The 20,069-nt window shown below is 64.1% G+C and carries 21 protein-coding genes; 11 read left to right on the forward strand and 10 right to left on the reverse strand.

All coding sequences use genetic code 11. The annotated features are described in order from the left end of the window. Positions 1–7: 7 nt before the first annotated feature. Together IVB07_RS07265 and purE are read right to left on the reverse strand one after the other, a co-directional pair. A complete protein-coding gene (locus IVB07_RS07265; RefSeq protein WP_018453821.1) occupies positions 8–1,114 on the reverse strand; it encodes a 5-(carboxyamino)imidazole ribonucleotide synthase in 1,107 nt (368 codons plus the stop codon). Then, on the reverse strand, positions 1,111–1,599 hold the full coding sequence (gene purE, locus IVB07_RS07270; RefSeq protein ID WP_007614214.1) for a 5-(carboxyamino)imidazole ribonucleotide mutase: 489 nt from the start codon (positions 1,597–1,599) through the stop codon (positions 1,111–1,113). Before purE ends, IVB07_RS07265 begins: the two co-directional genes overlap by 4 nt. A gap of 141 nt (positions 1,600–1,740) precedes the next feature. On the opposite strand from purE, the gene IVB07_RS07275 reads away from it, so the two are divergent. After that, positions 1,741–2,502 carry a GGDEF domain-containing protein gene (locus IVB07_RS07275; protein ID WP_085384897.1) on the forward strand — a complete coding sequence of 254 codons (762 nt, stop codon included), beginning with the start codon at positions 1,741–1,743 and terminating at the stop codon, positions 2,500–2,502. On the opposite strand, the gene IVB07_RS07280 is transcribed toward IVB07_RS07275, so the two are convergent. The 3 genes from IVB07_RS07280 to IVB07_RS07290 form a co-directional block, all read right to left on the reverse strand. Further along, positions 2,503–2,754, reverse strand: coding sequence for a hypothetical protein (locus IVB07_RS07280; protein WP_007614211.1), 252 nt, complete (start codon positions 2,752–2,754; stop codon positions 2,503–2,505). 22 nt (positions 2,755–2,776) lie between these two features. Next, on the reverse strand, positions 2,777–2,995 hold the full coding sequence (locus IVB07_RS07285) for a hypothetical protein (protein WP_007614210.1): 219 nt from the start codon (positions 2,993–2,995) through the stop codon (positions 2,777–2,779). 119 nt (positions 2,996–3,114) lie between these two features. Continuing rightward, a complete protein-coding gene (locus IVB07_RS07290; protein ID WP_007596255.1) occupies positions 3,115–3,321 on the reverse strand; it encodes a DUF465 domain-containing protein in 207 nt (68 codons plus the stop codon). A 69-nt stretch (positions 3,322–3,390) separates the two neighbouring features. Between IVB07_RS07290 and IVB07_RS07295 the strand changes: the two genes are divergently transcribed. After that, on the forward strand, positions 3,391–3,537 hold the full coding sequence (locus tag IVB07_RS07295) for a hypothetical protein (protein WP_240543946.1): 147 nt from the start codon (positions 3,391–3,393) through the stop codon (positions 3,535–3,537). A gap of 111 nt (positions 3,538–3,648) precedes the next feature. Beyond that, on the forward strand, positions 3,649–3,828 hold the full coding sequence (locus IVB07_RS07300) for a DUF465 domain-containing protein (protein WP_007596254.1): 180 nt from the start codon (positions 3,649–3,651) through the stop codon (positions 3,826–3,828). A 167-nt stretch (positions 3,829–3,995) separates the two neighbouring features. Here IVB07_RS07300 and IVB07_RS07305 read toward each other — a convergent pair whose 3' ends face one another. Beyond that, entirely contained in the window at positions 3,996–5,099 is a 1,104-nt protein-coding gene (locus tag IVB07_RS07305; RefSeq protein ID WP_018453826.1) for an NAD(P)/FAD-dependent oxidoreductase, read from the reverse strand. Positions 5,100–5,301: 202 nt separating this feature from the next. Between IVB07_RS07305 and IVB07_RS07310 the strand changes: the two genes are divergently transcribed. The 6 genes from IVB07_RS07310 to IVB07_RS07335 all read left to right on the forward strand — a co-directional run bounded on the left by IVB07_RS07310 (position 5,302) and on the right by IVB07_RS07335 (position 13,092). Next, positions 5,302–7,989, forward strand: a complete 2,688-nt coding sequence (locus tag IVB07_RS07310) for an EAL domain-containing protein (protein WP_018453827.1) — start codon at positions 5,302–5,304, stop codon at positions 7,987–7,989. Between the two features lie 138 nt (positions 7,990–8,127). Continuing rightward, entirely contained in the window at positions 8,128–9,585 is a 1,458-nt protein-coding gene (locus IVB07_RS07315) for a glycerol-3-phosphate dehydrogenase (protein WP_247767790.1), read from the forward strand. 75 nt (positions 9,586–9,660) lie between these two features. Beyond that, positions 9,661–10,830 carry an ABC transporter ATP-binding protein gene (locus IVB07_RS07320; protein WP_085359442.1) on the forward strand — a complete coding sequence of 390 codons (1,170 nt, stop codon included), beginning with the start codon at positions 9,661–9,663 and terminating at the stop codon, positions 10,828–10,830. Continuing rightward, on the forward strand, positions 10,827–11,741 hold the full coding sequence (locus IVB07_RS07325; RefSeq protein ID WP_085359440.1) for an ABC transporter permease: 915 nt from the start codon (positions 10,827–10,829) through the stop codon (positions 11,739–11,741). The genes IVB07_RS07320 and IVB07_RS07325 overlap by 4 nt, the downstream gene beginning before the upstream one ends. Before the next feature lie 4 nt (positions 11,742–11,745). Further along, a complete protein-coding gene (locus tag IVB07_RS07330; RefSeq protein ID WP_085349158.1) occupies positions 11,746–12,558 on the forward strand; it encodes an ABC transporter permease subunit in 813 nt (270 codons plus the stop codon). A 12-nt stretch (positions 12,559–12,570) separates the two neighbouring features. Then, on the forward strand, positions 12,571–13,092 hold the full coding sequence (locus tag IVB07_RS07335) for a DUF6622 family protein (RefSeq protein ID WP_085349159.1): 522 nt from the start codon (positions 12,571–12,573) through the stop codon (positions 13,090–13,092). Here the strand turns inward: IVB07_RS07335 and IVB07_RS07340 are convergent. The 4 genes from IVB07_RS07340 to IVB07_RS07355 form a co-directional block, all read right to left on the reverse strand. Then, positions 13,067–13,918: a carbohydrate ABC transporter permease gene (locus tag IVB07_RS07340; RefSeq protein ID WP_018453833.1), complete on the reverse strand. Its 852-nt coding sequence runs from the start codon at positions 13,916–13,918 to the stop codon at positions 13,067–13,069. The genes IVB07_RS07335 and IVB07_RS07340 overlap by 26 nt on opposite strands. After that, positions 13,915–14,787: a sugar ABC transporter permease gene (locus IVB07_RS07345; RefSeq protein WP_018453834.1), complete on the reverse strand. Its 873-nt coding sequence runs from the start codon at positions 14,785–14,787 to the stop codon at positions 13,915–13,917. Before IVB07_RS07345 ends, IVB07_RS07340 begins: the two co-directional genes overlap by 4 nt. A 76-nt stretch (positions 14,788–14,863) precedes the next feature. Beyond that, complete coding sequence (locus IVB07_RS07350; RefSeq protein WP_018453835.1) at positions 14,864–16,249, reverse strand: ABC transporter substrate-binding protein; 1,386 nt, start codon at positions 16,247–16,249, stop codon at positions 14,864–14,866. A 208-nt stretch (positions 16,250–16,457) separates the two neighbouring features. Next, positions 16,458–18,386, reverse strand: coding sequence for an AsmA family protein (locus IVB07_RS07355; protein WP_162496341.1), 1,929 nt, complete (start codon positions 18,384–18,386; stop codon positions 16,458–16,460). 289 nt (positions 18,387–18,675) lie between these two features. Here IVB07_RS07355 and IVB07_RS07360 point away from each other — a divergent pair, with 289 nt between their 5' ends. Both IVB07_RS07360 and IVB07_RS07365 read left to right on the forward strand, forming a co-directional pair. Continuing rightward, the gene (locus IVB07_RS07360) at positions 18,676–19,383 is read left to right on the forward strand and encodes a CoA transferase subunit A (protein ID WP_085349162.1); all 708 of its coding nucleotides are present in this window, start codon (positions 18,676–18,678) and stop codon (positions 19,381–19,383) included. A gap of 15 nt (positions 19,384–19,398) precedes the next feature. Beyond that, the gene (locus tag IVB07_RS07365; protein ID WP_007596236.1) at positions 19,399–20,049 is read left to right on the forward strand and encodes a CoA transferase subunit B; all 651 of its coding nucleotides are present in this window, start codon (positions 19,399–19,401) and stop codon (positions 20,047–20,049) included. Positions 20,050–20,069: the final 20 nt, after the last annotated feature.

Below are 20,069 nucleotides of genomic sequence, written 5' to 3' on the forward strand. Positions count from 1 at the left end.
GGTCCCGTTATTTGCCGGTCGTGGGTCGCACTTCGGTGACATGTCCCATCTTGCGGCCCGGACGCGGCGCGCCCTTGCCGTAGATGTGCACCGTTGCGCCCGCGACGCTCAACCACTTGTCATATTCGTTGATCTCGTCGCCGATCAGATTGGTCATGGTGACGACTTCGCCGTGGCGCACGGGCTTGCCGAGGGGCCAGCCGGCAATGGCGCGGATGTGCTGCTCGAACTGCGAGACGGACGCACCGTCGAGCGTCCAATGTCCGGAATTGTGCACGCGCGGAGCGATCTCGTTGACCAGCACCTTGGGTCCGGTGCCGTTGGCGAGCACGAACATCTCGACGGCAAGCACGCCGACATAATCGAGCGCGCCCGCGATCTTGCCGGCGATACTGCGCGCTTCCTCGGCGAGCACGTCCGGGATCCGGGCGGGCGCACGGGAGATCTTCAGGATGTGGTCGCGGTGCTCGTTTTCGGTGACGTCGAAACACTCGACCTGGCCCGTGGCCGAGCGGGCGGCGATCACGGAAATCTCACGCTCGTACGGCACGAAGGCTTCCAGGATGGCCGATTTGGTGGCGAGACTGGTCCACACTTTCGCGACGTCGTCGCCCTCGCGGATGATGGCCTGGCCCTTGCCGTCATAGCCGAAGCGACGGGTCTTCAGCACCGCCGGAAGGCCGATCCTGGCGATCGCCTCGCGCAATGACGGGACCGAGGTGACGTCGGCGTAGGCTGCGGTGCCGATGCCCAGCCGCGTCACGAAATCCTTCTCGGCGAGCCGGTCCTGGGTGGTCTCGAGGATCTTGCGGTTGGGCAGCACCGGGCGGCGCGCATCCAGCACCATCGCGGCCGCGGACGGCACGTTCTCAAATTCGTAGGTGATGACGTCGACGTCGTTGGCGAACAGCTCGAGTGCTTCGACATCGGCATATTCGGCGCAGGTCGCATTCAGGACGACGTCGAAGGCCGGTGAGTCCGGATCGGGCGAGAACACCTGGCAGCGCAGGCCAAGCCGGGCCGCCGCCATGGCCAGCATCCGCCCCAATTGTCCGCCGCCGAGGATGCCAATGGTGTCGCCGGGCTTCAGCTTCACCTGCTTTGCGTCAGTCACGCCTTGTCCTCCGGGCGCTCGGCCACGGCCTCGGTCTGCGCCTTGCGCCAGGCGGCGAGGCGATCGGACAAGGCCGGGTCGGACAAGGCCAGCACGGCCGCCGCCAGCAACGCCGCATTGATGGCGCCCGCCTTGCCGATGGCGAGGGTGCCGACCGGGATGCCTGCGGGCATCTGGACGATCGAATAGAGCGAATCGATGCCCTTGAGCGTCCTGGATTCGATGGGGACGCCGAACACGGGCAATTCCGTCAGAGCCGCCGCCATGCCGGGCAGGTGGGCTGCGCCACCCGCGCCGGCGATGATGACCTTGTAACCAGCCGTCTTGGCGCCTTTGGCGAACGTAAACAGCCGGTCGGGGGTGCGGTGGGCCGAAACGATGCGGGTGTCGGCGGCAACGCCGAGCCCTGCGAGCGTGTCGGCGGCATGCCGCATCGTGTCCCAGTCCGACTGGCTTCCCATGATGATGGCGATCGGCGCGGTCATGACGTGAATTGTTCTCGAAAAACAGAAAGATAGGCCAGACTAAAGGTTCCGGCCGGTGGCTCGCAAGGCGGTGGCAAGGAGAAGGGAATGAACTATCCTGTCTTGGTGAATCCCCGCAAGCCTTCATTGAGCAGGATGCCCATGAAGAAACCAAAAAGGGCAAGCGCTGCGAAGGCCAAAAAGGGCCCGAAGGCCAGTGCCGGCCGCTCCAAAGTTGCTCTCAAGCGTCCGGCCAAGCGTCGGATCAAGGGTCCGGCGCGGCGTCCGACCAGGCCGTCGCAGCGGGCAGCGTCTGCCGATGACGGGGCCAAAGCGGCCATCGAGCCGGCCATCAACGCGACCATCCGCGAGCTCCGGAGCAAGCTCAGGGGGGCGCTGCGGCGGGTCGCGGAGCTCGAGGCGGCTGCCGACACCGATTTCCTGCTCGAAATTCCGAACCGGCGCGGCTTCGAACGCGAGCTCGCCCGCGCCGTCGCCTACATGAAGCGCTACCGCGCCAGCGGGGCGCTGATCGTGCTCGACGTCGATCGGTTGAAGCCGATCAACGATTCCTTCGGCCATGCGGCCGGCGACGAGGTCCTGAAGGCGATTGCCACCACGCTGACGCGGCAGATCCGCGCTTCGGACGTGGTCGGCCGGCTCGGCGGCGACGAGTTCGCGCTGCTGCTCTGGAATCTCAGCGAGACCGACGCCAAGGCGAAGGCCGCGGCTTTCGAGCAGGCCATCGACGAATTGTCCTTTGTCTTTCGCGGCCAGCACGTGAGCGCGGGCGCTTCCGCCGGCGTCGCCCTGCTCGGAGTGCAATCCGACGCCACGCGCGCCCTGGAGGAGGCCGATGCCGCGATGTATGTGCGCAAGGCGCACCGGCGGCACGAGCCGCACATCAGGCTCGTCAGCAGCTAGTTAAAGCGTCCCGAGGTCTTTCGGTACGTCGCCGAAGCTGCGGAGCAGTTTTGCGTCCCCGAATTCGCCGGTCATGGGATCGCCGCTGCGGCTGAACGCGACCGCGCCGGTGTGGCCGGCGCCGTGCGACATAATCTCGGCGCGCCGTAGCGCGGCCGCCGCGCTCTGGCATTCCTCGGCCGCACCCGCGACCGGCGATCCGTCCTCGTCGGTCAGGAAAGGTAATGCAACGTAATAGGTGACATCGGACATGGTCGGCTCCGATAGCTGACAGTCAGGCGGCGCTGCTCTTGCTCCGCATCTTGCTGCGCGAGGTCTCCGGAATGCAGCCTGCGGAAACCGCCGCCTGCAATTCTTCCAGCTCGGCCTCCAGATATTCATTGGCCATGATCAGCGCCTTGATGGTGCTGCGCAGATTGCCGTCGCACATCGCGATCGCCTGATCGCAGGCTTGTTCATAATGGCTGTTGTCGAGAAGGGCGGTTGCCGACATCTGCATTTTCCTTAGACGGTTTCCCCGGGGGTGTTGGGTGCTCAAATGTTCTTATTTTGTTCCTTTCGAGTCAAGCGGATTTACGTGCGGCGGGGCCGCCGTAAAGTTCTACCCGTGGATCAGGCGATGATGTCGGGCGTGATCTGGTCTTCGATGAACGCGATACGGTCACGCAACAACAGCTTGCGTTTCTTCAACCGCTGTAACCGCAACAGGTCGGGGGCGGGCGATTGATGCAGTGCATCGATCGCCACATCGAGATCTCGGTGTTCCTGGTGCAACCGGGCGAGCTCGGATTCGAGTTCGCGCGCATCTTCATTGGTCATGTCTGCGGTGGCCGAAAAACCGATAGGCGTGAGATTAAGGCTGTGGATGCCCTGTGGAAACTATCGTCCTTGCGCGCCGTGATCGCAAGCGATCTCGGGCTGTCGCGCGCCGATCTCCCGCGAGATATTTCTGCGGTCGCTCCGGCGTTGCGCAAGCGCATTGATATCACGGATTTTTCCCGCGTGGTTCCCTTACTCACGCTTCGTTACATATGAATTTCTAAAAATGACAGCGCGACGACTGATATCCATCGACAGAACAAATCGGTGATGTACACTTCCTCGTCCGGTCGAATCCAAGGTTCACCCCTACCGAGGAGGTTTCGAATGACAATTCAGGCACATCTGGTTGAATTGGAACGGAAGCACAAAACTCTCGAAAACGAATTGCACGAAGCTCTCGTGCACCTTTCAACAGACGACCTGCAAATTGTTGAGTTGAAGCGCCGGAAGTTGATGGTCAAGGACCAGATCGAGCGTCTCAGGCACGGCGACACGCTCCACTAGTAACCCCGTAACAGCGTAGAGGTGATCGCACCCTTTCAGGCAGGGATGGGAGCCTTTGCGCTCATCCCTGCTGCAAGGCGCGCAGCGTGCAAGGATTTGCGCGGCTCCAGCGTCTTGTCTGGACGCAGTTCTTTACGCGCAACCGGAATCCAATTCGCTTTAAACCACTAGATGTTTGCGAGCTCGGCGACGTGATCCGCGATCGCGAGCGATGACGTCAATCCGGGCGACTCGATGCCGAACAGATTGATCAGGCCTTCGACGCCGTGATCGCGCGGGCCCTGCATCAAGAAATCCTGCGTGGCCACCGCCGGCGGCACGATCTTCGGGCGGATGCCCGAATAGCTCGGCATGAGAGCACCGTCAGGCAACGTCGGCCAGTATTTGCGGATCGCCGGGTAGAAGCGCTCGGCGCGTGACGGGTCGACCTCATAGTCGATCGTCTCGATCCACTCGACGTCAGGGCCGAAACGGGCCTGCCCGGCCATGTCCAGCGTCAGATGCACCCCTAGGCCACCGGGCTCGGGCACCGGATAGATCAGGCGCGAGAACGGCGCCCTGGCATTGCAGCTGAAGTAGTTTCCCTTGGCGAGGTAGGCCGTCGGGATCCGTTCCAGCGGCATGCCCTCGATGTTGCGCGCCACGGTGGTCGCCGAGAGCCCGGCGGCGTTGACGAGGAGGCTGCATTGCAGCGTCATCGGCGCTTCGCCGCCCGCCTCGATCTCGATGACGCCGGCGGTCGCCTTGGCACGGATCAGCGGGGTGTGAAACGCGAAGGCCGCGCCCGCGTCCTCGGCTTCGCCGCGCAGCGAGAGCATGTAGGCGTGGCTGTCGATGATGCCGGTCGACGGCGACAGCAGCGCGGCGTCACAGGCGAGCGCCGGCTCCAGCGCACGTGCCGCATCACCCGTGAGCAACTGCATGTCGAGCACGCCGTTGGCCTCGGCATGCGCCTTGATCGATTGCAGCTTCTCGGTCTCTTTCGGATTGGTCGCGACGATCAGCTTGCCGCAATTCCTGTGCGGGATGCCGCGCTCGGAACAGTAACGATAGAGCGCGTGCTTGCCGTCGACGCACATGCGCGCCATCCAGCTTCCGGCGCGGTAGTAGATGCCGGCATGGATCACCTCGCTGTTGCGCGAGGAGGTGATGGTGCCGATGGCCTCGGCTTGCTCGAGCACGATCACCTCGCGCCCGGCTTGCGCCAGCTTTCGAGCCACCGCGAGCCCGATCACGCCGGCTCCGATGACGACGCAGTCCACCCTATCCATGGTCGTGCAGGACGTCCGCTCGAAGCGACGATGGCCCCACGCCTGGGGAGGGCGGCGCGGGGGCTTTTTCCGTTAAGGAAGCATTTATCATGTCAGGGCAATTGCCGTATTTGATGCCACATTGTTCCGTTGCGCGTACAGGCGTTTACCCGATCCAAACTCGCGAGGCCAGACAATCCGACGTTGAAATCGCGGGTGGCTGATGGCTGAGAAGAACTGGCACGCGGGCAGCGCGCTTCCGATTGCGGTGCAGGCCGTCGTGTGCCTGGCCGCAGCGGTCGCGCCTGCGCGCGCCTTTGCCCTCTCAGACAGCTTCACCCCTCCGAGCTATCTCGGCGAGCTTGATCCCAACGTGATCTGGGAAGCCCTGATCGCGGGAATTGTGATCTGTTCGTTCTTCGCCGCGATCGCGCTGTGGATCCATTCCTCGCTGCGCCGGACCAGGCGTCTGCAGCTGCGGCGCAATGCCTTCGTCTCCTCCGCCATGAACAATCTCAACCAGGGCGTGGTGATGACGGATGCGCAGCGGCGCGTCATCTTCTGCAACGACCGCTATATCGAGATTTACGGCCTGGCGCGGTCGGATCTCTGGGCCAACATGAACGGCTACGAACTCCTTGAGCTGCGACGCAAGCGCGGGGTGCTCGGCGCCGCCTCCAACGACGAGTTCTACGAGAAGGCGGCAAGCACCAACGGCTTGATCACCGAACTGCCGGACGGGCGGGCCATCCTGGTGAAATATTTCGTGCTGCCCAACGGCGGCTCGGTGACGACGCATCTGGACGTCAGCGAGCAGCGCAGGCTGTCGCGGCAGCTCGCCTCCACCAAGCAGTTCCTGGAAACGGTGCTGGACAACGTGCCGGCCTGCGTGGCCGCAAAGAACATCGAGGATGGTCGCTACATCTTCGCCAACAGCGCCTATGAGCGGTTCTGGGGCTTCTCGCGCGACCATGTCGTCGGCAAGAACGCGCGCGAGCTGTTTGCGCCGATCTCGGCGGACAGCATCGAGGCGACCGACCGCACGGCACTCGATTCGCCGGACGGCCAGTTTCGCAACGAATTCGAGGTCGACCGCGCCGGTGAGCGACGCATGGTTGCCTCGATCCGGATCGTTGTCCGCAACGAGAGCAACAAGCCCGAATTCCTGATGCTCGTGTTCGAGGACATCACCGATCGCCGCTCGCTGTCGAAGGAGCTGGAGAGCACGAAGAAGTTCCTCGAGCTCGTGGTCGACAACATCCCGGTGGCCCTGATCGTCGAGCAGGTCAAGGACGGCCGCTACCTGCTCGCCAACCGCAGCGCCGAGACGATCCTCAACCGCAGGCGCGAGGAAGCCACAGGCCTGACCGCGTCCGACATCTTCAATCCCAAGGAAGCCAAGCTGATCATCGCGCGCGACGAAGCCGCGATCAAGAAGCGTGGGATGATCACCGAAGAGCACCCGATCTCCACAAAGGACGGGCTGCGGCTGTTCCTCACCCGCCGCGCCACCGTGCTGAGCGACACCGGCGAGCCGCAATATCTGATCAAGACCCACGAGGACGTCACCGATCGCCGGCAGACCGAGTCGCGCATGGCGCACATGGCCTATCACGACGGCCTCACCGATTTGCCGAACCGTGCCGCTTTCCTGCAGGCGTTGACCCAGATGATCGAGGCCTGCGAGGGCACCGGCGAGGAGTTCGCGGTTCTGTGCGTCGATCTCGACGGTCTCAAGGAGGTCAACGACGTCTTCGGTCATGCGCACGGCGACAAGCTCCTGGTCGAGGTGGCCCAGCGGCTCCAGGACTCCGCGCGCGGCGGCGTGGTGGCGCGCCTGTCCGGCGACGAGTTCGGCCTGATCATCGACGGTAAGCAGCCGGATGCAGGTCTCGCGCTGGCGCAGCAGATCGGTGATGCCGTCGCTAAGGAATTCCAGATCGACGGCCGCCCGGTCCGCGCCGGCGTCACCACCGGCATGTCGATCTTCCCGCACAACGGCGCCGACGCCGCCTCGTTGCTCGCCAATGCCGGCGCGGCGCTGTTCCGCGCCAAGCAGAAGTCGCGCGGCACGATCAGCCTGTTCCAGCCGGAGATGGACCAGCAGATCCGCGATCGCCGCGTGCTGCACCAGGATCTCTCGATGGCGATCAAGAACGGCGAGCTCTCGCTCGCCTTCCAGCCGCAGGGAGCAGCGGGCCATAGCGTCGCCGAGAGCGAGATCATCGGCTTCGAGGCGCTGGCGCGCTGGCAGCATCCGGTGCGCGGCCAAGTCTCCCCGGCCGAATTCATCCCGATCGCGGAGGAAAGCGGCCTGATCGTCGAGATGGGCGAGTGGATCCTGCGCGAAGCCTGCCGCGAGGCCGCGTCCTGGCCGAAGCCGCTTCAGATCGCGGTCAACCTGTCGCCGGCGCAGTTCATGCACGGCGACGTGGTCGGGCTCGTGCATTCCATCCTGCTCGAGACGGGTCTCGCACCCGGTCGGCTCGAACTCGAGATCACCGAGGGCGTGCTGATCGAGGACTTCGATCGCGGTCTGGCGCTGCTGCGCCGGCTCAAGGCGCTCGGCGTGCGCATCTCCATGGACGATTTCGGCAGCGGTTATTCCTCGCTGAGCTATCTCCAGGCATTCCCGTTCGACAAGATCAAGATCGACCGCGCCTTCATCATCAATCTCGGCCGCAACCCGCAATCGGCGGCGATCGTGCGCGCGGTGATCGATCTCGGCCATGGCCTGGAAATGTCGATCGTCGCCGAGGGCGTCGAGACGCTGGAACAACTCGCCTTCCTCGCCGCGGAAGGCTGTGACGGCGTGCAGGGCTATCTGCTCGGCAAGCCACTGCCGATCGGGAAATATGCCGGCCTCGTCGGTCGTGCCGAAGTCATGGAGCTTGCGCTCAAGACCGGCTAGAGCGTTTTTCGAGCGCAGCGGATGCGGGTTCGCGTCAAGAAAACGCGCCAAATCAGAATCTAGAGCCCCGTTCCGATTTTCATCGGAAGGGAAATGGCTCTAGAGATGGCGAGCGTTTCGCTCCCATTCGACGGCTTCATGGCGGATTACGATTTTGCGATCATCGGCGGCGGCCTGAACGGCGTCAGCCTCGCCCGCGATGCCGCCGGCCGCGGCCTGCGGGTCATCCTGTTGGAGCAGGGCGATCTGGGCGGCGCGGCGTCGTCGGCAACGCCGCGGCTGATCCATGGCGATCTCTCGGTTCTGGAACGGCGCGGCTTCCGCCGGGTGCGCCGGGCGCTCGCCGAGCGCGGGATCTGGCTCCGGATCGCGCCGCATCTGGTTCGGCCGATGCGCTTCGTGATCCCGGCGCATTCCGACGAGCGCCCACCATGGCTGCTGCGCGTCGGCCTGCTCCTCTACGACAGCCTCACCAGCCGGTGCGGCCTGCCTGCAACGGCGACCCTCGACATCACGCATCATTCGGTCGGCAACGCGCTGAAACGACCATTCGGCACGGCCTTCGAATATTCGGATTGCGTTGTCGACGATTCCCGACTGGTGGTGCTCACGGCACTGGATGCGGCCGAGCGCGGCGCCGTGATTCGGACTGGAGCGCGCTGTGTGCGCGCCGATCGAACCGACACATGGCGGCTCGCGGTGGTCGACCGCGGCCATCGTCGCACGATCACGGCCCGGGCGCTGGCCAACGCCACCGGCGGCTGGACGTCGATAGTCGCCGAGACCGTGCTGCGGCAGCCGCAACCCGCCATGGCGGCGATGCAGATGAGCCAGATCATCGTCCCGCGGTTGTTCGATTCCGATAACGTCTACGTCTTCCAGAACAGCGATGGCCGGCTGATCTTCGCGAGTCCCCTCGCGCGCGATTTCACCCTGATCGGAACAGTCACGCACGATTTCACCGGCGATCCTGCGATCGTCGCGATGCGGGGGGCCGACGTCACCTATCTCTGCGAAGCGGCCAGTCGCTATTTCCGCGAGCGCGTTGCCCCGACCGACGTGGTGCGCGCGGTCTCCGGCGTCAACCTGACGCTGGCGTCCGCGCGCGGGCGTGATGGCACGACGCTGTTCGACGCGCGACGGCGCAAGGCGCCGCTGATCACGATGTTTGGCGGTGACGTCACCACCTCGCGCCTGCGGGCGGAGCGCGCGGTGACGAAGTTGACGCCGTTCTATCCGATGTCGCCGCCCTGGACCGCAGGCGCGGCGCTGCCGGGCGGAGATTTTGCCTGGGATCGTTTCGACACCGAGGTCGATCTTGCGCGTGACCGCTGGCGCTTTCTCTCGGAGGCGCAGGCCCAACGCCTCGTCGCGGCCTATGGCTCGCGGCTATCGGCTGTGCTTGCCGAGGCGAAGACCCGGGACGATCTCGGCCCCGCCTTCGGTCCCGAACTGACCGGGGCCGAGGTGCGCTATCTCATGACCCACGAATGGGCGCGTTTTCCCGAGGACATCCTGTGGCGCCGCTCCAAGCTCGGCCTGACGATGTCAGCGGGGGAATGCGATGCGCTGGCTGCGTTCATGGCGAATGCGTGAACGAACGGCCTCTAACCGGTTGAGTGAGGGACGATCGGCCGCTAGCGTGCGGCTTGATTGGGGTTGGCAGGAACCATGACTGACGAGTTGCCCAGAACAGACGCGGCTGCGGCTGCGGTCGGAGAGACGCAGTTCGCTGCCGGCGAGCCGTTGCTGCGCATCGAGGGCGTTGCCAAGACGTTCGGGACGTTCCGGGCCGTCGATGGCGTCTCGCTCGACATCAAGGCCGGCGAGTTCTTTGCGCTGCTCGGGCCCAGCGGCTGCGGCAAGACCACGCTTCTGCGCATGCTCGCCGGTTTCGAAGCGCCGGATCAAGGGCGCATTCTGCTCGGCGGCAAGGACATCGCGCAGGCGCTGCCGCATGAGCGGCCGATCAACATGATGTTCCAGAACTACGCGCTGTTTCCGCACCTGTCGGTGCGCGACAACATCGCCTTCGGCCTGAAGCGCGCCGGTATGGCGCGCGCTGACATCGCCACGCGTGTGGCGGAGATGGTTGCGCTGGTGAAGCTCGACGGACTCGAGAAGCGCAAGCCCGACCAGCTCTCCGGGGGACAGCGCCAGCGCGTGGCGTTGGCGCGTGCACTGGCGCGACGCCCGCAGCTCCTTCTGCTCGATGAGCCGCTCGCAGCGCTGGACAAGAAGCTGCGCGAAAGCACCCAAGGCGAACTGATGGAGCTTCAGCGCCGGCTCGGCATGACCTTCATCATCGTCACCCACGACCAGGAAGAGGCGATGACGATGGCGAGCCGGATCGGCGTGATGAGAGACGGCAAGCTCGCGCAGGTCGCGAGTCCCCGCGAACTCTACGAGGCGCCACGCTCGCGCTGGATCGCGGAGTTTGTCGGCGACATCAACCTGTTCGACGCCGAGTCCAAATTGCGCGACGGTCATCGTCTGGTCATAGGCACGCGCGATGCGGGACCGTTGGTGGTGGCGGAGCCGCGCGAGCCGTTCGGCGAGGTCAGATTATCGGTTGCGATCCGCCCCGAAAAGGTCAGGCTGTCGCGCCGTGGTCCGGCGAGGGAGGCCGGTCATGAAACGGCGATCAACCAGCTGGACGGCGTGATCGCCGACATCTGCTATCTCGGCGGCACCACCACTTACAAGGTGAAGCTCGAGGCCGGAGGGATGGTGCAGGCTTCGGTCGCCAACAGTGCGCGCCTTGATGTCGACGCCTACAGCCTGAACCAGCCTGTCGTCGCCTGGTTCACGCCCGACGACTGCGTGGTGCTGCCGTCATGAGCGGGCGCCGCATTTTTGCGCGACCGGCTCGCTTTGCCGCGATCGCGCCCTATGTCTGGATGGTGCTGTTCTTCCTGGTGCCGTTCGGCTTCGTGCTGAAGATCAGCCTGTCGCAGACGGCGATCGCGCAGCCGCCTTACGAGCCGGTGTTCGACCTGATGGCGGGATGGGGGGCGCTGAAGGCCGCCTTTGCCGCGCTGTCGATCGACAATTTCAGGCTGCTCGTCTCTGACGATATCTACGTGTTCGCCTATGTGCGTAGCCTCACCGTCGCCGTCACCGCGACCGCGCTGTTGCTCCTGATCGGCTATCCCATCGCCTACGGCATGGCGCGGCTGCCGGCGCGCTGGCAGGCCGTGGCGATGGTGCTGGTGATCGTGCCGTTCTGGACCTCGTTCCTGATCCGGATCTATGCCTGGATCAACATCCTCCAGCACGACGGCCTGCTCAACCAGATCCTGCTGGGGCTGCATCTGGTTAGTCAGCCCGTGGTGTGGCTCTCCACCGACAGCGCGATGTATATCGGCATCGTCTATTCCTACCTGCCGTTCATGATCCTGCCGCTCTACGCCACGCTGGCCAAAATGGAGCCGGTGCTGGAGGAGGCGGCCTCCGATCTCGGCGCGCCGCGCTGGCAGGTGTTCTGGCTCGTCACCTTCCCGCTGTCGCTGCCCGGCGTCGGCGCCGGCGTGCTGCTGTGCTTCATCCCCATCGTCGGCGAGTTCGTCATTCCGGATCTCCTGGCCGGCTCCAATGCGCTGATGATCGGCCAGACCTTGTGGCTCGAATTCTTCACCAACAAGGACTGGCCGGTCGCCTCCGCCGCGGCCATCGTGTTGTTGGTGGTGCTGCTGGTCCCGCTGCTGCTGTACGAACGGCTGCAGAAGCGGCAGCTGGAACAGGGGCGGTGAGGCGATGCGCAAGGTCTCCCGCCTGTCCCGCTTCAACGTCGCCTCGCTCGCGCTGGGTCTTGCCTTCCTCTATCTGCCGATCCTGATCCTCGTGATCTATTCCTTCAATGCCTCGCGGCTGGTGACGGTGTGGGGTGGCTGGTCGCTGCGCTGGTATCACGAGTTCTTCAATGACCGCGCCATGATCGAGGCGGCCTGGATGAGCCTGCGCGTCGCGGTTTCGTCGGCGACTATTGCGACCCTGATCGGCACGCTCGCCGCCGTGGCGCTGTCGCGCGGCGAGCGGTTTCGCGGCCGCACCCTGTTCTCCGGCATGCTCTATGCGCCGCTGGTGATGCCGGAGGTGATCACCGGATTGTCGCTGCTGCTGCTGTTCGTGGCGCTAAACGCGGAGCGCGGCTTCTGGACGGTGACGATCGCCCATACCACGCTGACGATGTGCTTCGTCGCCGTCGTCGTGCAGTCCCGCCTCGGCTCGCTCGACCGCTCCTTGGAAGAGGCCGCGATGGATCTCGGCTGCGACCCCCTGCGCGCGTTCGTGGCCGTAACGCTGCCGCTGATCGCGCCTGCGATCGTCGCGGGCTGGATGCTCGCCTTCACGCTGTCGCTGGACGATCTCGTGATCGCGAGCTTCACCACCGGCCCCGGCTCGGCGACGCTGCCGATCCGGATCTATTCGGAGGTGCGGCTCGGAGTGAAGCCCGAGATCAACGCGATCTGCACGCTGGTGATCGCCTTGATTGCTGTTGTCATCGTCATCGCCTCGCTCGCCTCGAAACTGTCGAGTTCGCAGGGCGAGAGCGCGGCGCCGCTATAACGGGAGGCGATGATGACGTTTGCCTATCAGGTCCTGGTGCATACGCCGCTCTGGGTCTGGACCTTGCTCGCCTATCTGGTCTGGCAGGGCATCAAGGCGATGCAGCCGCGCAAGACGCCGGTCTGGCGTGCGCTGATCGTTCCGATCGTATTCATCGTCTGGGGCATTTCGCGGATTGGCTTCGGACATCAGGATAGCGCGTGGCCGCTGGTTGCCTGGGGCGGGGCCGCATTGGTGTTGTTGCCGATCGGCGTATTAACGTCGCGTCCGTTCGACGTCGATCACAAGACAGGCGAGATCATCCGCGCGGGTGGCGCCTTTGCGCTGATCCGCAACCTCGTCATATTCTCTCTGCAGTATGCGGTCGGCGTGATCTCGACGGTCGATGCGAGCGACCGTGCACTCGCACTCGTCGTCGGCCGCGCGATTTCGGGCGCGACCGCGGGCTATTTCATCGGCTCGACGATCGCGCTACTGGTTGCCTACCAAAGAAAGCGCGCCGTGGATCTCAGGACTTCACCGCACCGGCCGTGAGCCCGCCCACCATGTAGCGCTTGAAGGCGTAATAGACCGCGGCCGGCGGCAGCGCGTAGATGAAGCCGGTGGTCATCAACAGCTCCCACGGCGAGTCGTCGGCGGCGAGGAAGTTGCCGAGCGCGACCGGCAGCGTGATATCGGTGTCCTTGGACAAGAGCAGGAACGCGTAGAGATATTCGTTCCAGGCCAGCAGCACGGCATAGGTGCCGATCGCGACCAGCGAGGGCATCATCAGCGGCACATAGACCAGGCGGAACAGCTGCAGCGTGGTCGCGCCGTCCATCACGGCGGCCTCGTCGAGCTCGACCGGCAGCTTGTCGGACGCCTGCTTCAGCACCCAGATCGCGTAAGGCGAAGCGATCGTCACCATCGCCAGGATCAGCGACCAGTGATTGTTGAGCAGGCCGTAGTTGCCCATGGTGCGGTACATCGGCACGGCGAGGAACGCCGCCGGGATGAAGTAGGTGAACAGCGCGAGATTCATCACCCAGCGGCCGCCCGGCGCCTTAAGCCGCGAGATCGAGAATGCGGCGGCGGTCGCGACGAACAAGGTCAGCGCGCCTGCGGCCAGCGCGATCACCGTCGAGTTCCAGAACTGGATCCAGAAGTCTCGCAGGAAATAGTGCTCCTGGTAGAACACGATGTGAAAGTTGTGCAGCGTCGGATGATCCGGCCACAGCTTGCCCGAGAACGCGTCCTCCTTGGGCGAGATCGCGAACAGGAACATGTGGTAGATCGGAATCATGGTCCAGATGAAGACCGGGATGCCGATCAGCAGGAGCTTGGCTTCGGTGCCAACTTCGCGGAGGGTGGGAAGCTTCATCGCGACAACCGTTTCATCATGAAGTATATCAGCGGCAGCACGAGCGGTATCGCGCAGACGATAGAGGCCATCGCAAGCGAGAGCTGGTCGAGCCGGAGATAGCGGATGCCGAGTGTCGACAGCACGTGCGTGAGGTCGGCCGGCCCGCCGCCAGTGAGCAGATAGACGCTGTTGAAGTCGCCGAGCGTCCAGATCATCGAGAGCAGCGTGCAGGTGACGTAGAGCATCTGCATCGACGGCCAGGTGATGAAGCGGAATTTCTGCCACGGACTGGCGCCGTCGACCTCGGACGCCTCGTACAGATCCTGCGGGATCGCGAGCCGCCCGGTCAGCAGGATCAGCGTCCAGAACGGCAGCGACTTCCAGATATGCACGGCGATCGCCATGGTCAGCGCGACCGTCGGATCGTTCAGCCAGTTCGGCCCGTCATCGCCGGTGAGAGAGAAGATGAAATGGTTGACCATGCCCCATTCGGGATTGAGCATGAAGCGGACCGACAGGATGGTCGGGATCGACGGCACCGCCCAGGGCAGGATGAAGATCACCGACAGCCATTTGATCCAGGGGCGCTGCTGGGCGAAGAAGCCGGACAGGAACAGCGCGATCAGCATCTTCACGTTGATGCCGATGACCAGGAAGATCAGCGTGTTGACCGCGGCGCGCGCGAAGATCGGGTCGTTGTACAGCGCGACATAGTTCGCCGGACTGCGCGCCAGCCACAGGCCGTAGCCGACGGGATAGACGACGAAGGCCAGGAAGACGAGTAGATAGGGCACAAGCAGCAAGATGCCCCAGACCTGCTGCGTGGTCAGGCGCGCCGACAGGGGAGGGGCCGGAATTGTGTCTGAGCCGGAAAGTGTGATCGCCATATCGCATACCCACCGAAAGCAACCGGTCGCGGAGAGCCGCGACCGGTATTAGCATATACCTTATTGCAGTCCGAGATCAGCCCGCGACCGCCTTGATGCGGGCGATCAGCTCGTCGACCGCCTTGTCCACCGGCACCTTCTCGCTGACCACGCGGTTCATCGCCTTGGCCCAGACGTTCTCGTTGTTCAGGATGGTGAACTTCCAGTTCTTGGTGAAGTCGAACGCGGCGGTGCCGCCCTTGAACTGCGAGTAGACCGCCTTGCGATGCCGGTCAGCCTGCCAGAACGGGCTCTCTTGGCTTTCCTTCGTCACCGGGAACCAGCGGCCGAGCGCACCCTCGATATAGGGCCGGACGTTCTCCTCCTGGAGCAGGAAGGCGATGAACTGCTTGGCCTCGGCCTTGTTCTTGGCCACGGAGAAGACCAGCCCGGTCTTGACGTCCGAGCGGTAGCGGATCGTCGAACCGTCCGGAGCCTTCGGGAAGGACGCGGTGATGATATCCTCGCCATAGGCCTTCTTGCCGGCTTCGCGCTGCTCGGGCGTGAGCGTCTGGTTCTGGGAGTCCTCGAACCATTTCGCCGCGATCGAGATCGTGAAGTTGTGGGTCATCACGATGGTCTTGTTGTGGAACGCGACGTTGTTGTCGGGATCCTTCCAGGTCGTCGAGGACGGCGGGGTGCAGCCTTTGATGTAGGTGTCGGTGTAGTCCTTCATCGCCTTGATCAGGTTCTCGCGGACCTTGGGATCGTCGACCGTGAGCTTGCCGTCGTCGTCGACCAGCTTGACGTGATAGGCATCCATGAAGGTGTAGAACGACTGGAAAGCGTCGGTGGATTCCACGCCCATCGGCTGGCCGACGCCGTAGACGCGCTGGCCGGTCGCCTTGCGGATCCCCGGTTGCACCTTGTCGCACCAGAATGTCCAGTAGCCTTCCCAGTCGGTCGGGATGTCGGCGAGCTTGAAGCCGGCCTTCTCAAGCATGTCGTTCCAGATCTCGACATGCATGCTCTGCTGCTTCAGCGGGAAGCCGTAATAGGCCTTCTTCTTGGTGACGTCGTTATAGAGGATCGACGCATCCAGCGTGTTCTGCACGAACCGATCCTTGATCGGCTCCATGATGTCTGAGAGGTCCTCGAGCCTGCCTTCGTAGGCCCACTTGCCCTGGACCTGCACGTCGTAGGTGTCGGAATAGGCAACATCGGGCACGGTGCCTGAATCGAGTGCGGCGACCGTCTTCGGAATCATGTCCTGGATCGCGTACTGCGACAATTCGACCTTGATGCCGGTCTTGGCTTCGAACTTCTTGATCGTCTCGAGCAGCGCGTCGTCTTCGGAGCGGTAGAAGCCCTTGCCCCACCAGACCGTAATCGTCTTCTGCTGCGCAAATGCGGGTGCAGCGGCTGCAAACAGCCCGGCCGCAGCGACCGCCAGTGATACTGCGCCAATAACCTTGGATTTCACGTTTTTCTCCCTCAAACGGCCGGTGTTTTTAACCGGTCGTATAAAACACTAGCGCATGGCCGCTATCCGATCTAGCGGCTTCTTGTCAGACATAGGTCGTGGGGTGTCGGGCGAGAGGAGATGCTTAATGTGCGCATCGATCCAATCGCCGCATCAATTCGCCCTGATCAATTCGCGCCGATCTGCTGGCGCCGCTTGATCGCCGTCCTTAATTGGACTTCGCGCCTTCCTTGGCGTTCTCCGCCGTCGGCGCTTCGGCCGGTGCGGGACGTTTTCCGGTGCCGGTGATGCGCTCGATCGCGGAGCGCACCGCGTCGCCCGGCTTGCGGTCTTTCAGCATGTCGAGCAGGGGCGCAGAGGCCGGCGAACGGCGGATCAGGCTTTCCGGATCGGGGAAGACGAGGGGGTCGTCCCAGGGGCCCTGCACCACGAAGGGCAATTCGAACCCCGACGCGCTGTTGAGGCTGGCCACGCCCTTCATGTCGTATTCGCGCGTCGGCACCGAGGCGGTACCGGTCATGGTGATCTTCGCCGCCGGTCCTTCGACGCGGATGTCCTCGGCGGTGGCGACGCCGTCGGAGAACTTCACCGCGATGGTGAGATTGTCGTAAGGGGTAGAGCCGTTGCGGAAATTGCCGCCGCCGGACAGCGGCCGCCGCTCGAGCCGCTTCAGGAGCTGCTCGGCATTGAAGCCCGCGATCGCGCCGTCATGCCCGGTCACTGTGGCGCTGCCGTCGAGCGACTGCACGAGGCCGAACGGGCTCGAGCCGGACGCGAGGAGCGAGACGTTGATGTTGCCGCGCCCGGACAGCTTGTTGATGCCAAACAGCTCGGAGGCGCAGGCCTGAAGGTCGACGTCGGTGAACTGGAATTGTGCCTTGATGTCGGCGACGGTGTCGGAGCGCGCGATGCCGAACGAGCCCTTGGCGATACCGCCATAGACCTGGGCCTCGCCGACCGAGAGCGCCAGCGTGCCGTTGCGGAGATTCGCGCCGATCGCGGTGCGGCCGAGTTTCGACGTCCCGACCGTCAGCTTGGCGGCCGACAGGCGCATGTCGAGGTCGGTGGTCGACAAGGCGTTGAGATCGAACAGCTGCCTGTTCCAGTCGCGCGCGCCGCTCGCGAGCAGGCGGAAAGTCGAGATATAGGGGGTGAAGTCGAGCGCGTCGGCTGCGAGCGTCGCCTGCAGCGTCTGCCGGCCGTTATTGGCGTAGGTCATCACGCCCTCGGCGGTGTTGCCGTCGAGCTCGACATTGACATTGGTGAGCGCGATGGACGCGCCGACGACATTGGCCCGCGCCTTCAGCGCGAAGCGGCCGAAGCCGCCGCTGGCGGGCTGCGGTTGGCCGGTCCAGCGTAGCGCGTTGCGCAGGGACGGGCTGTCGATGGTGAGCGTGCCCTCCATCATCGGGCTGGTGCGGTTGGCGACGCTGCCGTCGAAGGCGAGCTTGAGCGGCGCGCTCGCGATCCGCGCCTTCAACCCCGAGCGCTCGCCGGAGAGCGCGGCGACGAAATCGGAAAAGCTGATCGAGCCGTCGACCCGTTCGCCGCGCCAGTCGAACTGTCCGGTCGCGGCGAAGGAGCGCGAGATCGAGGGCCAAGCCAGCGACAGGTCGATGTCCTCGAGCTTCTCGGTGCCGTGCGTGGCAGCGTCCTCGTAATTGAGCACGCCGTCCTGGATCCGGATCTCAGAGAACGACACTTGATTCTCGGCGCCGGGCTTCATGGTGCGCGCGATGGTCTGGATGAACGGTGTCCAGTTGCTTTCACCGTCCGGCTTCAGGCTGACATGGATGCGCGGCCGCAGCAGCGTCAGGTCCGCGATCTCGAACCGTTGCAGCAGCAGCGGCAGCAGCCGCAGGTTCGCGGTGAGAACGTCGACATGGAGCGCGGGATCGCTGGTGCCGCCGCCCTTCAGCCCGACGTCATGGAAGGAGATGTAGCTTGCCGGCAGCACCGAAATGTCGATCGCGCCTGCGACGTTGACCTCGAGTCCGGTGACGTCGCGGATCTGCGTTTCCACGGCCTTGCGCAGTGCGTCGCGGTTGATGAGCCATGAGGTCGCGATCAGGGCGATCAGCGCCACGCCGAGCAGCGCCGCGATCGGCGTCCCGAGGCGCTTCATTCCTTGGGCCATGGTCAATGGCATGTCCTGATCGAGTTGGTCGCTGGAGCCAGAAGGCGGGCTGGGAAACCTGCGCGCCCCACGCCCAAGACCTATTGTGTTAAGTGCCGCAACTTGATGGGTTTTCTTGTCGCTTTCAAGGCCGCGGGAACGGTTGCGCCCACGGCTTGGGCAGCTTCTATCACCCAGGGGCGGAGCGGAGAACCCCGTATCATTGACGGCTTCGGACGATTTCGCCTAATAATCGCCGCCACTAAGGCGCGACGCCTGCAAGCCGAAGGTTCACTCGAAGGTAATTTGCATGAACAAGGTCTATCCCGACGCCAAGTCGGCTCTCGAGGGCGTTCTGAAAGACGGCATGATGATCATGTCGGGCGGCTTCGGCCTCTGCGGCATCGCCGAGACGCTGTCGGACGCGATCCGCGACTCCGGCGTCAAGGACCTGACGGTGGTCTCAAACAATGCCGGCGTCGACGGCATTGGCCTCAGCCGCCTGCTCGAAACCCGCCAGATCAAGAAGATGATCTCGTCCTATGTCGGGGAGAACAAGCTGTTCGCCCAGCAATTCCTCGCCGGCGAGCTGGAACTCGAATTCAATCCGCAGGGCACGCTGGCCGAGCGCATCCGCGCGGGCGGCGCCGGCATTCCGGCCTTCTACACCAAGACCGGCGTCGGCACGCTGATCGCCGAAGGCAAGGAAGTGAAAGAATTCGACGGACAGAAATACCTGATGGAGCGCGGCCTGTTCGCCGACCTCGCCATCGTCCACGCCTGGAAGGGCGACACCGCAGGTAACCTCATCTATCGCAAGACCGCGCGCAACTTTAACCCGATGATGGCGACCGCCGCCAAGGTCACGGTGGCCGAGGTCGAGCATCTGGTTCCGGCCGGCGAACTCAATCCCGACCACATCCACACGCCCGGTCTTTTCGTCAAGCGCATCGTCGAGGTCGGAACGGCCAAGAAGCGCATCGAATTCCGCAACACCCGCCCGCGCACGGCAGCTTGAGATCAGGAGACTAAGATGGCCTGGACCCGTGAACAGATGGCTGCGCGCGCCGCGAAGGAACTGCGTGACGGCTATTACGTCAATCTCGGCATCGGCATCCCGACGCTGGTCTCGAACTACATCCCGGACGGCATGGACGTCAGCCTTCAGAGCGAGAACGGCATGCTCGGCATGGGCCCGTTCCCGTATGAGGGCGAAGAGGACGCCGATCTCATCAACGCCGGCAAGCAGACCGTGAGCGAACTGCCGTCGACTTCGTATTTCTCGAGCGCGGATTCCTTCGGCATGATCCGTGGCGGCCACATGGATCTGTCGATCCTCGGCGCCATGCAGGTGGCCCAGAACGGCGATCTCGCCAACTGGATGATCCCCGGCAAGATGGTCAAGGGCATGGGCGGCGCGATGGATCTCGTCGCCGGCGTCAAGCGCGTGGTCGTGGTGATGGAGCATTCGGCCAAGGACGGTCCAAAGCTCCTGAAGCAGTGCAATTTGCCGCTGACCGGCGAGCGCGTGGTCGACATGGTCGTGACTGACCTGGCCGTCTTCACCATCGACAAGCACGGCAGCGGCGGCATGGCGCTGATCGAGCTCGCCGACGGCGTCTCGCTCGACGAGGTCAAGGCCAAGACCGAGGCCGAATTTCGCGTCGCACTGAAGAACACGTAAGGTTTTCGCGAAGGGGGCGC

It is taken from the genome of Bradyrhizobium sp. 172 (genome assembly GCF_023101065.1).
Classification (GTDB): domain Bacteria; phylum Pseudomonadota; class Alphaproteobacteria; order Rhizobiales; family Xanthobacteraceae; genus Bradyrhizobium; species Bradyrhizobium canariense_D.

Coding starts and splice junctions, on each gene's coding strand:
- purE (WP_007614214.1), bottom strand. CDS start 1,599: ATGACCGCGCCGATCGCCATCATCATGGGAAGCCAGTCGGACTGGGAC.
- IVB07_RS07275 (WP_085384897.1), top strand. CDS start 1,741: ATGAAGAAACCAAAAAGGGCAAGCGCTGCGAAGGCCAAAAAGGGCCCG.
- IVB07_RS07280 (WP_007614211.1), bottom strand. CDS start 2,754: ATGTCCGATGTCACCTATTACGTTGCATTACCTTTCCTGACCGACGAG.
- IVB07_RS07285 (WP_007614210.1), bottom strand. CDS start 2,995: ATGTCGGCAACCGCCCTTCTCGACAACAGCCATTATGAACAAGCCTGC.
- IVB07_RS07290 (WP_007596255.1), bottom strand. CDS start 3,321: ATGACCAATGAAGATGCGCGCGAACTCGAATCCGAGCTCGCCCGGTTG.
- IVB07_RS07300 (WP_007596254.1), top strand. CDS start 3,649: ATGACAATTCAGGCACATCTGGTTGAATTGGAACGGAAGCACAAAACT.
- IVB07_RS07305 (WP_018453826.1), bottom strand. CDS start 5,099: ATGGATAGGGTGGACTGCGTCGTCATCGGAGCCGGCGTGATCGGGCTC.
- IVB07_RS07310 (WP_018453827.1), top strand. CDS start 5,302: ATGGCTGAGAAGAACTGGCACGCGGGCAGCGCGCTTCCGATTGCGGTG.
- IVB07_RS07315 (WP_247767790.1), top strand. CDS start 8,128: ATGGCGGATTACGATTTTGCGATCATCGGCGGCGGCCTGAACGGCGTC.
- IVB07_RS07320 (WP_085359442.1), top strand. CDS start 9,661: ATGACTGACGAGTTGCCCAGAACAGACGCGGCTGCGGCTGCGGTCGGA.
- IVB07_RS07325 (WP_085359440.1), top strand. CDS start 10,827: ATGAGCGGGCGCCGCATTTTTGCGCGACCGGCTCGCTTTGCCGCGATC.
- IVB07_RS07330 (WP_085349158.1), top strand. CDS start 11,746: ATGCGCAAGGTCTCCCGCCTGTCCCGCTTCAACGTCGCCTCGCTCGCG.
- IVB07_RS07335 (WP_085349159.1), top strand. CDS start 12,571: ATGACGTTTGCCTATCAGGTCCTGGTGCATACGCCGCTCTGGGTCTGG.
- IVB07_RS07340 (WP_018453833.1), bottom strand. CDS start 13,918: ATGAAGCTTCCCACCCTCCGCGAAGTTGGCACCGAAGCCAAGCTCCTG.
- IVB07_RS07345 (WP_018453834.1), bottom strand. CDS start 14,787: ATGGCGATCACACTTTCCGGCTCAGACACAATTCCGGCCCCTCCCCTG.
- IVB07_RS07355 (WP_162496341.1), bottom strand. CDS start 18,386: ATGGCCCAAGGAATGAAGCGCCTCGGGACGCCGATCGCGGCGCTGCTC.
- IVB07_RS07360 (WP_085349162.1), top strand. CDS start 18,676: ATGAACAAGGTCTATCCCGACGCCAAGTCGGCTCTCGAGGGCGTTCTG.
- IVB07_RS07365 (WP_007596236.1), top strand. CDS start 19,399: ATGGCCTGGACCCGTGAACAGATGGCTGCGCGCGCCGCGAAGGAACTG.